The 9,960-nt window shown below is 60.1% G+C and carries 7 protein-coding genes and 1 pseudogene; 4 read left to right on the plus strand and 4 right to left on the minus strand.

Going from position 1 to position 9,960, the window contains the following annotated elements; all coding sequences use genetic code 11:
• Positions 1 to 629, plus strand: a pseudogene (locus BRA1253DRAFT_RS34065) (IS5/IS1182 family transposase); the annotation flags it as partial.
• A 173-nt stretch (positions 630 to 802) separates the two neighbouring features.
• Here BRA1253DRAFT_RS34065 and BRA1253DRAFT_RS34070 read toward each other — a convergent pair.
• The 3 genes from BRA1253DRAFT_RS34070 to BRA1253DRAFT_RS34080 all read right to left on the minus strand — a co-directional run bounded on the left by BRA1253DRAFT_RS34070 (position 803) and on the right by BRA1253DRAFT_RS34080 (position 5,860).
• Positions 803 to 2,503 carry a sigma-54-dependent Fis family transcriptional regulator gene (locus BRA1253DRAFT_RS34070; protein ID WP_245286031.1) on the minus strand — a complete coding sequence of 567 codons (1,701 nt, stop codon included), beginning with the start codon at positions 2,501 to 2,503 and terminating at the stop codon, positions 803 to 805.
• A gap of 452 nt (positions 2,504 to 2,955) precedes the next feature.
• On the minus strand, positions 2,956 to 4,149 hold the full coding sequence (locus BRA1253DRAFT_RS34075; RefSeq protein ID WP_007601813.1) for a serine hydrolase: 1,194 nt from the start codon (positions 4,147 to 4,149) through the stop codon (positions 2,956 to 2,958).
• A gap of 76 nt (positions 4,150 to 4,225) precedes the next feature.
• Positions 4,226 to 5,860, minus strand: coding sequence for an NAD(P)/FAD-dependent oxidoreductase (locus BRA1253DRAFT_RS34080; RefSeq protein ID WP_007601818.1), 1,635 nt, complete (start codon positions 5,858 to 5,860; stop codon positions 4,226 to 4,228).
• A gap of 762 nt (positions 5,861 to 6,622) precedes the next feature.
• Here BRA1253DRAFT_RS34080 and BRA1253DRAFT_RS34090 point away from each other — a divergent pair.
• Entirely contained in the window at positions 6,623 to 7,081 is a 459-nt protein-coding gene (locus BRA1253DRAFT_RS34090) for a helix-turn-helix domain-containing protein (RefSeq protein WP_007601819.1), read from the plus strand.
• 214 nt (positions 7,082 to 7,295) lie between these two features.
• The gene (locus tag BRA1253DRAFT_RS45685) at positions 7,296 to 7,673 is read left to right on the plus strand and encodes a hypothetical protein (protein WP_035994500.1); all 378 of its coding nucleotides are present in this window, start codon (positions 7,296 to 7,298) and stop codon (positions 7,671 to 7,673) included.
• A gap of 233 nt (positions 7,674 to 7,906) precedes the next feature.
• Here BRA1253DRAFT_RS45685 and BRA1253DRAFT_RS34100 read toward each other — a convergent pair whose 3' ends face one another.
• The gene (locus tag BRA1253DRAFT_RS34100; protein WP_007601821.1) at positions 7,907 to 9,412 is read right to left on the minus strand and encodes an adenylate/guanylate cyclase domain-containing protein; all 1,506 of its coding nucleotides are present in this window, start codon (positions 9,410 to 9,412) and stop codon (positions 7,907 to 7,909) included.
• 434 nt (positions 9,413 to 9,846) lie between these two features.
• Here BRA1253DRAFT_RS34100 and BRA1253DRAFT_RS46365 point away from each other — a divergent pair.
• Positions 9,847 to 9,960: IS3 family transposase (locus BRA1253DRAFT_RS46365; protein ID WP_007601823.1), on the plus strand; the 114-nt coding region annotated here is incomplete at its 3' end.

Raw genomic sequence — 9,960 nt, forward strand, 5'->3', positions numbered from 1 at the left:
GAGGCATTCGCCCTCCCGCTTGGCCGGGCCGTGCAAATCCGCTCGCAGCAGCAGCGCCAACGCGGCTGGAGGCTTTATCCTTCCATGCCCCGGAGTGGAATGCATCGGCAAAGGCAAGGCCGCCGCGCCTTACGAGTTCGGCGTGAAGGCCTCCATCGTCACCAACAACCGCCGGGCGCTCGGTGGCCTGTTCGTACTGCACGCCAGGTCGCTGCCCGATAANCCCTACGACGGTCATACCCCTGCGGGACGTCATCGACCGCACCGAGGCGCTCACTGGCTGTCCGATCGAGCGGGCCTATGTCGACAAGGGATATCGCGGCCACGACACGCAAAATCCCCGTCGCGTCTTCATTTCGGGCCAGAAGCGCGGCGTGTTCGGCGCCATCAAGCGCGAGCTCCGGCGCCGCTCCGCCATCGAGCCCATCATCGGACATCTGAAGGCCGAAGGTCACCTTGGCCGCTGCTATCTCAAAGGCCGCGCCGGCGACGCCGCCAACGTCGTGCTCTCAGCAGTCGGCCACAACTTCCGCCGTATCCTCGCCTGGCTCAGAGAACTCTTGTGCCTCTTCCTGATCCAGCTATCGCATACGCTTGCCTGTCCGCTCCCGCTCAATTCGGCTTCTTAACGGACGACTAAGGCATTGAGGGATATGGTTTTATTTGGTCGTCGTGCTCGGCACGGAAAGCCGCAGAGCCTCTGCCAGATACAAACCAAAGAAATAGAGCGCTCTTACCTTGCTTTGCGCTCCATACTGAAAGCTCCATACTCAAACATGCAACTCAACCAGCGCTTCCAATGTCACCATTTACTACGCAGCTCGAAGCGAATGTCATAACGATGCAACTTCGCATAGACCGTACTCTTGGCAAGACCGAGAGCGGCCGCGGTGGCCGTCACGTTGCCGTTGCACGAGCGGAGCGTGCGCGCGATCAGGTCACGTTCGGACGCTTCGGCGAGAGACAGGCCCGGATTGTGCTCGCTTGTTCGTTCCGTTCCCCGGATGGCATCGGGAAGGTCCGAAGGTTCGATCAGCTCGCCGTTGCTGGTCAGCATGAGGCTCTCGACCAGATTGCGCAGCTCGCGGACATTGCCGGGCCAATCATGGCGCTGAAGCTGCGCAAGCGCCTCCGGCGCAAACCGGCGATCGGAAAGACCGTAGCGCGCCGCTGCCTGGGCGACGAAGTGATCGACCAGCAGCGGAATGTCCTCGCAGCGCTCGCGCAGCGGCGGTATGCCGACGGGGACGACAGCCAGCCGGTAGAATAGGTCCTTGCGGAAACGCTGGGCGTCCACCTCCGCCTGCAGGTCGCGATTGGTCGCGGCGACGAGGCGGAAGTCCACCTTGCGCACTGCGGTCTCGCCGATCCTGCTGATCTCGCCGTTCTCGAGCGCCCGCAGCAACATGGGCTGGAGGTCGAGCGGCAATTCGCCGATCTCGTCAAGGAACAGGGTGCCCCGCGCCGCGGCTTCGATCTTCCCCGCCACGCCGCCGCGCCGGGCGCCGGTGAATGCGCCGTCGACATAGCCGAAAAGCTCGCTGGCAAGCAGTTCGCGCGAGGCGCAGCCGCAATTGACGGCAATGAACGGGCCGTTCCGGCGCGGCGACACGGCATGGAGTCCGTGCGCGAACACCTCCTTGCCGACGCCGGTCTCGCCAAGCAGCAGGACCGGAGCAGCTGATATGCCGACGCGACGGCACGTCTCGACCACGTTGTGCATCTTCGGGCTGCTGTAGACGGTATTGGCAAAGGCCTGGGACTCGCCTCGCGCAGCTGACAACAGTTTGCCCGAAGGGGCCGGCTTCGGCGCCACCATCACGGTGCCGAGGTGTTCACCCCTTTGCACCACCGGCTTCAGCCATTCCTCCTTGATCCATGCCGGACGGGAGGCGCCAAAGAGCTGATCGTCGCGGCTGCCGAGATGGGGAAAGCCGGACTGACATCCCGGCGCGCCCAGGTCGCGCATGATCTGCGACATCTCTCCACTGGCCTTGAATGGACGTCCGGCGCTGTCGAACAGCACGGCATGATGCCGATCCGAAGGCGGCAGCATCCAGAAGCATTGGTCGAGCAGCCGGTAGCGGGCGTCCAGCTCCATCTGCAGCAGCTGAGCCTCGATGCGCGCGGCCGCCGAAATCGCCAATGCGAGGGCCGGCCGCCCATAAGACGAGGATAGTCCGGAGATGTCGATCACGCCGATCACAGCGCCGTCGATGGGATCGCGGATCACGCAGGCCGAGCAAGTCCAGCGGTGGATGCCGGAACAGAAATGCTCCGTGGCATGCACTTGGATGGGCTGCCCGGTTTGCAATGCAGTGCCGATCGCATTTGTCCCGCAGGTCGTCTCGCTCCAGTTGCTGCCGGGCAGCAGGTGGGTTTTTTCAACGGCATCGCGCAGCGCCAGCTTGGTGTCGCCCTCCAAGCGCAAAACAATGCCGTCGGCATCGGTCAGCACCATCACGGTGCCGGTTTCCAGCAGGTAGTCGCGCGCCAGCGCCATCGTCGAAGCACCGGCCTGAACGAGGCGGTTGCGCTTGTCGAGCAGGCGCTGCAGCCTGTCATCCCTGATCGGCATCGGAGCCTGGCCACGCCGGTAGTCGACGTCCGATTTCTGGCAGCGCTGCCACGAATCGGTAATAGCCGACCGCACGATCTGCTGACGCGTGCTGTTGCTTCCGGATAGGAAGCGTTCCCAGCTCGTCAGGACGTCGCGTTCGATAGATGGATTTGCGAAAGCATCCTCTGGCGCCTGACCCAACACGTTCCCTCCTTCGACGCGCTGAGTAGTCCGAAACGATCTGCCGGACCCCGAGCTTTTATCTCCTGATTGTGAGGCCATCCATGGAAACGCGCAATCGCGTATCCCGACCTTGGTGCCATTTGCCTCGCCTCCGACCGCACCGCAAAAAGAGTGAGATCGGAGGCGGAATGAAGGCATCGAGCCGGCAGAAGCTAGGCGACCCTGCGCTGGCTCAGGCTGTCGTAGAAGGCGGTTTCGAAACGCATATAGCCGGTGAACGAAGCGACGTCGGCAAAGGGCAGGATCTGGGTGGCCCAGTAGCCTCCGAAGCCATTCTGACGGTCGATCCAGTAGAACAGGTTCGCCAGACCAGCCCAGCCGAGCGCGCCCGCCGGGCGGCCGGTCGGCGCCTTCTCGTCATTGACCATGAAGGTGAACGCCCAGGATTTCGACAGACCCGGGAAGAACTCCGCGTCGTTCGACAGCGATTTGATGACGCCGGGCAGCGCCGTCACCTTGAGATCACCGAGCTGGTTCTTCTCGGCCATCGTAACGGTCTCCGGCTTCAGCACCCGGCCGTGCGGGCCGGCACCGTCGTTCAGCCACATGCGGATGAAGCGCATGTAGTCGCCGACCGTGCTGTAGAGGCCGTGGCCTCCCATATGGACCTCGGGATTGGCAGGCAATTCGAAGTCCATCGGGGTCAGCGAGCCGTCGGCGTTGCGCGCGTGCACGCCGGCAAGTTTGCCGCGCACCGCATCGTTGATCTCGAACGTCGTGTCGCTCATGCCGAGCGGCTTGAAGATGCGCTCGGCGAAAACTTCGCCAAGCCGCTTGCCGGTGATGCCCTCGACCACTTGCCCGGCCCAGTCGACGTTCGTGCCATACTCCCATTTCGAGCCGGGATCGAACAGCAGCGGCGTCATGAGGGCGGCCTTCGACGAAGTGATCACGCTCGGCTGTCCGTGGTCGGTCGCCAGCCGCAGATAGTTCTCGTTGAAGAAATCATAGCCGAATCCGCCGGTGTGCAGCAGCAGCATGCGCGTGGTCACCTCACCCTTCGGGGCACGAAGCCGGGGCTGGCCCTCGGCATCGAAGCCCTCGATCACCTGCAGCTTGCCGATGTCGGGGGCGTAGGTTCGTGCCGGGGCATCGAGGTCGAGCTTGCCTTCCTCGATCAGTTGCAGCGCGGCCGTGCCGGTGATTGCCTTGGTGGTCGAAAAAATGGCAAAACTGCTGTCGGCCGTCATCGGGGCCGGTTGGTCGATGCGCCGCTTGCCGGCGGCGCCCTCGTAGATGTTGCCAGTACGATCGGTCACCATCGCCACCACGCCCGGGACGCCTTGGCCCGTCGTGACCGTCTCTTTGAGAATGGCGTCAGCCGCCGACTTGAATTCCTTGGTCATGTGTTGCTCCGAATTGTTGTGATGATGCGGGTGCAGGGCCGCGCCACCAAAAATGGTTGCGCGGCCCCTTGTGTCGTTACTGCTTGGCAAAGCCGGGATAGGCCGAGGAGGCGACCTCATCGCACTTCTGGCGATAGGTTCCGACGCCGCCGATATAGGAGAGCAGACGGCGCGGCTTGCCCTCGACGTTGGAGCCCATGTACCAGGAGTTCGTCTTGGTCACGAGGGTCGTGTTCGCGACCTCATCGTGATGCGCGACCCAGGCATCCTGCGCATCCTTGCTCGGCTCGATGACGCTTAGGTGGTTCTTCTTGAGATAGGCGATGCAATCGCTGATCCACTCGACCTGTTGCTGAAGGCATGTCGTCATGTTGCAGAGCGCTGTCGACGGCGCCAGCGGCGCGCCTGTCGTGAAGAGGTTCGGGTAGCCGTGAACCTGAAGCCCCATCGTGGTCCTGATGTCGCGGCTCCACTCCTCCTTCAGCGAGCGACCGCCGCGGCCACGAATGTCGATGCGCGTCAAGGCACCGGAGCCGGCGTCAAAGCCGGTGGCCAGGATGATCACGTCCAGCTCATACGACGTTCCGTCCGCGAGCTCGATGCCTTGAGGCGTGATCCGCTTGATCGGGTTGTTCTTGACGCTGATCAGCTCGACGTTCGCCTGGTGGTAAGCCTCCAGATAGTTGCTCTCGAGCGGGACGCGATGCGTGCCGAAGCCATAGTCCGTCGGGATCAGCGTATCGCACAGCTTGGGATCTTTGAGGCGCTCGCGCATCTTCTTGCGGACGAACTCGGAGATCTCCTCGCTGACATCCTCCTCGAAGAACATCTCCACGAAGGAGGCGAGCCACAGCCGAAGCGAGCCTTCATCCCAGATCTTCTCCAGAACGGCATGACGCTGTTCCGGGCTGAGATCCTTCCACTTGCCGTTGGTGAAGTCGTATTCGAAGCCGGTGAACGAGTGGGGCAGGGTTTTGCGGAATTCGTCGAACCGCGCCTTGTAAGCCTCGACCTCCTTCGGCCCGTATTTCGGGTTCTTCATCGGGATGATGTATTGCGGCGTGCGCACGAACACCTTCATGCTGCCGACTTCGCCGGCGATGGTCTGGATCACCTGGATGCCGGTGGCGCCATTGCCGACGACACCAACGCGCTTGCCGGCGAGATCGAGCTTCTCCTTCGGATAGCGCCCGGTGTGGACCAGCGTGCCCTTGAAGGTGTCCTGTCCGGGAAACATCGACGTCAGCGGCGCCGACAGCATGCCGCAGCAGGTGATCAGGAACTGCGCGTCGATGGTGTCGCCCGCGTCGGTCGTGATGGTCCAGCGCTGGGTCGCCTCGTTGAAGACGGCGCTAGCGACCGTCGTGCTGAAGCGGATGTCCTTGCGCAGGTCGAGCTTGTCGGCGACGTAGTTGAGCCATTTTTCGATCTCAGGCTGACCGGGGAAGCGCTCGCTCCAGCTCCAGCCTTTGTAGAGCTCCTCGGAGAACAGGTACTGGTAGATATAGGCCTCGGAGTCGAACCGTGCGCCCGGATAGCGATTCCAGTACCAGGTGCCGCCTACGCCCGTGGCGGTATCGACGGCCTTGACCTTGAGGCCTTGCTCGTCGCGCAGCTTGTAGAGCTGGTAAAGGCCGGCAACCCCAGTGCCGATCACGATGGCGTCCAGGCTTTCATGTTTACGCGCGCCGTTGGTCTTGTGCTCACTCATGCATTCCCTCCCGTTGTGAAAGCTTTGTTCTGTCCTCCGCTACGAGGCGAGGGACGCAAGGGGAGCTACGCAGATTGCGTGCCAAAGCAGAGTTCTGGGCTTAAGCGGTTGCTGGGACTGGATTGTTGGTTGCGGGGGCATGCCGAAACTGTTCGAAATTCAAACCCGGCAAGCCTGATCGACCGAATTTCGATCGAAGTTCCTCTGCATTCCGGCGCCGAGGGCGCTAGGATATCTTGGATCCTTCAGCCGTTCGAACTCGGCGCCAGCCTACCAAGGCTGCGCCGGCACGAACGCCGGTAGCGCCGCCGTGCGGCTCGCGAATGATCTCGGGCGAACGCCTCCTAGGAAGGCCCTGTATTCGGGACCAAGAAACCCTTTGCTGCTCTCGCCCCAATGCCCAGTCCATATGGCGAGGAGACACTCGGGCGTCGATGCGTGCGCGCTCGTGCGCGAGATCACTTCGCCAATGCGGAGCAATCGATGACGGTCTAAGAATCTCTCTGTTCAAATGTCGGGCGAGCTGGCTAAAGCCATTGATATAGCTAAATTTTATTTGTTCGCAGAACATAGATTTTGGAATTTATTCCTAGCCGACCAGCTCATGAGGCACGGCAAACGCCAAAAGTTCCCAAGGATCGGCTTGGGACAAAGGGCAGGGGGCCCAGCTGGTCAGGAACTTTGGGCCATTTCGTTTATTTCGCTTGTTGCGTTTATTTCGAATATGGCCTATACAAAAGGCCGTACAGGGGAGAAGATACGATGACGATGCCAGCCTACGCTGAAGAGCTGGGAGGTACTCGCCTGCCTTCCGCGAGCGAGAAGGCGGCAGCCAACCAGCTTCGTCAGATACTCGCTTCGCATGCGACGGGAGATGCCAAACTGCGACTGCTCGACGATGCACAGCAGGCTGCTGAGATAACCTTGTCGCCGGCGCTATCGAGTCTTTTGATGGAATTGCTGCGGCATATCGGTCGCGGCGATGCGGTGACGCTTGTGCCTGTGCATGAGATGTTGACCACGCAGCAAGCTGCCGACATTCTGAATGTCTCGCGTCCGTTTCTGGTCTCGCTGCTCGAAAAGAACGAAATTCAGCACGTGACAGTGGGGCGTCATCGCAGGATTAGGGCAGAGGACCTATTCGCATATAAGCGCACGCGTGATGAGAAGCGGGGCAAAGCGCTTGCGAATCTCGCTGAGCAGGACGCGGAGCACCTGTAAGCTTGTTTGCAAACCGCTTCACCGCATTCGTCGATGCGTGCTCGCTTGCAAGCGCGCTCAAAAGGAACCTGCTTCTCTCATTGGCGGAGGCGGAATTTTTTCGTCTCCGCTGGTCAAGCCGCGTTCTGGATGAGACCGAAACAGCTATCGAGGAGATCCTGACGCCAAAGGCTTTGCCGATGCCGCGGCGCGTGCAGAGCGGGCGCGCGCCAGCATGGAAGCTGCCTTTGAAGATGCCATGGTTACGGATTTTGACAACTTCTTGTCCGTTGCGGCTGGGCTCCCCGATCCTGGCGATCATCACGTTGTTGCTGCGGCGGCCAAGACGCAGGCCGCAATGATCGTAACCGAAAACCTTAAGGACTTTCCCGCGGCAGTTCTTTCCGACCTGAACATGGAGGCGAAATCGGCCGACGCTTTCATTGCGGATACTATCGCACTCGACGAAGCTCGCGCTGTTGCAGCCATTCGGTGTATGCGCGAACGCTTCAAGAAACCGGAAATGACGCCGGCGGAGCTCTTGCTCGTGATGGAAGCTGCGGGGCTGATTGAGACGGTTGACGTGCTAAGGCCACACGTGGAATCCCTCTAGCTCAGTAACTAACCAGGCGGGCTTTCCGCAACACGATCTTGATGTAAACTCGACTTCGATATTCCATAATGAAGGATACCCGAACGATCGCGCGGCTTGGGAACGCAGACACGCTGATGCCTGCTGGCGTCGTCCGCCGGGAATATACAGGAGACCAACGCAGCAGCGCCGAAAATTGGCGGTAAACCGCAGCCGAGAATCGGTCTGCCGCTGCGCAGGACGGGCGCGGTCGTTCATCTCTGCGTGGGAGAAATTTTGAACCGATGTATTTCCATTTTCTGACCGATGCCCTTCAAGTTTTGGTAGTCGCGCGACGCCGGGCATCCTTTGACGATGTCACTGACTCCGGGAGCCTCCATCACCATCTCTGTCAGGCATATTTCGTTGACACCGGCTAGACCTTGCACACGGGCGGCGATATTCACGTCCTGTCCGAAGTAGTCGATCCGATCGTTGAGCCTTACGGCGATGGCCCTGCCTCTGTGCACGCCGATTTTGAGGCCGAGCGGCCGCGAAGCGGTTTTGTTGAATCGCGACAGCTCTTCGATCATCTCGACGGATGCAACAACGGCATCCTGTGGACGCTCGAAGCCAGCCATGACTGCATCGCCGATCGTCTTCACGATCGTGCCAGATCGATTCCTAATGATCTTATTCAAAATGTCGAAGTGCTGACGGACGAGAAAGTAGGCATTCACATCGCCGATGCTTTCGTACAGCGGAGTCGAATCCTTTAGATCAGTGAACAGATAAGTGATGTCGGAAACGGCTAGACTATCGCGCTCGTCCACCAATTGAGTCTTATAGAGTTCGGCGAAGCAGGGGGTGAGCAATAATCGCTTACCGGAAAGAAAAGGCTCATACTCGACCAGATGGGGCTGGAACTGGGAAGGATACTGGAGAAACCAGAAGCGGCCTCGATCCTTGGTGCGGTTCTCAATGTGGATGATGTGTTTGCCTGGGCTAAGATCGGCCGTCTGTCGAAACGCAAAGCGTCCGTCGCCAAGGATCATATTTCTCGGTCCAGTGGGCCGATCAGCAACTACGAACCGGCCCGATTCGAGCTGGACCAGCGTTTCTTGGCGTTCCGCCGGTTCACCGTTCGCGAAGAAAACCAGAAGAAGCTTATGGCTAAGATCGAGCACCTCGAATCGGCCGGCCGTTACGGCGAATTCAAAGTTCAACCGCTGACCCGCCTCGATATCGGCAAATCCCCGCGAGAGTGCCGCAACGAGTTGCTCGTGTGTCATTCCGTGCGGGGGCTTGAAGTCCTTGGAGAAGTTGTAACGGAGATAGTAGTCCTGGACGGACAGCATGTCCGGATGACGATATAGGATGTCGCGAACCGAACTCGAGACCGTAAAGGTGACTTGGATGTAGTCGTCAAGCGCCGCCTCATTGAGGGCGTTGCAGAATTCGCATTGGAAACGTGGATGAACCTGGTCTAGCTCACGAAAAGTGCCGGCGACCTGCGGGCAATAGGCGCAGATGAGCAGCCACTGCATCTCGAATAGGCCAACCTTAGCGGCGTGCACGAACAGCTCGATTCCTTCGGCGTCACTTAGGCCGTTGGCAGTCGCATATTGGATAGGATTGACTCGAAAGAGATCATAGTCGCCGGAGGCGCGAATAAAACCTTCGAGGTCCGAAAGGGTCTGCGGCGCCCAGCTCGCTATTGACCCGAGCTCTATGAGGCGCTGATTCAGGAGGCCTTCGTTGACTGGGGATGACCCTTGCATATCAGTATGATACCTCGCTCATGCCGGCAATACTGGTTGGTCGGCCATTCGACTAGCCACGCGACAATCGACGCGGTTCCTTTGTGTCCAACTGGTTTTAGTCGAACCGAGCCGGATAAGAAAAGCCAGCTCTATTGGCCTGTATCAGTCGGCAATGCGACACTTTGATCGATAGGCAGTGTCTGGTCTCGTCCATCATGTCCATGAGAGCGGTGCGTTGACTCGAGAGCGGGCCGTGCGCGCCACGTTATGAAATAAGCTCCGGATTCGTGCAGACGCCCCTCCCTCCCATTTCCGTCAACGTTGATCGCCATATGAGCTGGATACTTCGGAGGATCATGCGTCAATGGTGTATTCCTCCGGGGTGGGCCGCCTTGTTGAGTTGCAGGTATCCGACGAGGATCTAGCTTTAAGGCTAGCCTTAAGGTCGGTAGATGCGGGTAGAGGTCCTGGGCGGGGTTGAGCGTCGTCGTCGCTGGTCTCGCGACGATAAGATGCGGATCATCGAAGAGACGCTGGCGCCCGGCGCGGTTGTGACGGAGATCGCG

It is taken from the genome of Bradyrhizobium sp. WSM1253 (genome assembly GCF_000244935.1).
GTDB classification, from domain to species: Bacteria; Pseudomonadota; Alphaproteobacteria; order Rhizobiales; family Xanthobacteraceae; genus Bradyrhizobium; species Bradyrhizobium canariense.

What these genes read in the sequence shown, in the direction of transcription:
- BRA1253DRAFT_RS45685 (WP_035994500.1), top strand. Translation starts at nt 7,296, where the DNA reads ATGGAAGCTGCCTTTGAAGATGCCATGGTTACGGATTTTGACAACTTC.
- BRA1253DRAFT_RS34070 (WP_245286031.1), bottom strand. Translation starts at nt 2,503, where the DNA reads ATGGCGCTGGCGCGCGACTACCTGCTGGAAACCGGCACCGTGATGGTG.
- BRA1253DRAFT_RS34080 (WP_007601818.1), bottom strand. Translation starts at nt 5,860, where the DNA reads ATGAGTGAGCACAAGACCAACGGCGCGCGTAAACATGAAAGCCTGGAC.
- BRA1253DRAFT_RS34075 (WP_007601813.1), bottom strand. Translation starts at nt 4,149, where the DNA reads ATGACCAAGGAATTCAAGTCGGCGGCTGACGCCATTCTCAAAGAGACG.
- BRA1253DRAFT_RS34100 (WP_007601821.1), bottom strand. Translation starts at nt 9,412, where the DNA reads ATGCAAGGGTCATCCCCAGTCAACGAAGGCCTCCTGAATCAGCGCCTC.
- BRA1253DRAFT_RS34090 (WP_007601819.1), top strand. Translation starts at nt 6,623, where the DNA reads ATGACGATGCCAGCCTACGCTGAAGAGCTGGGAGGTACTCGCCTGCCT.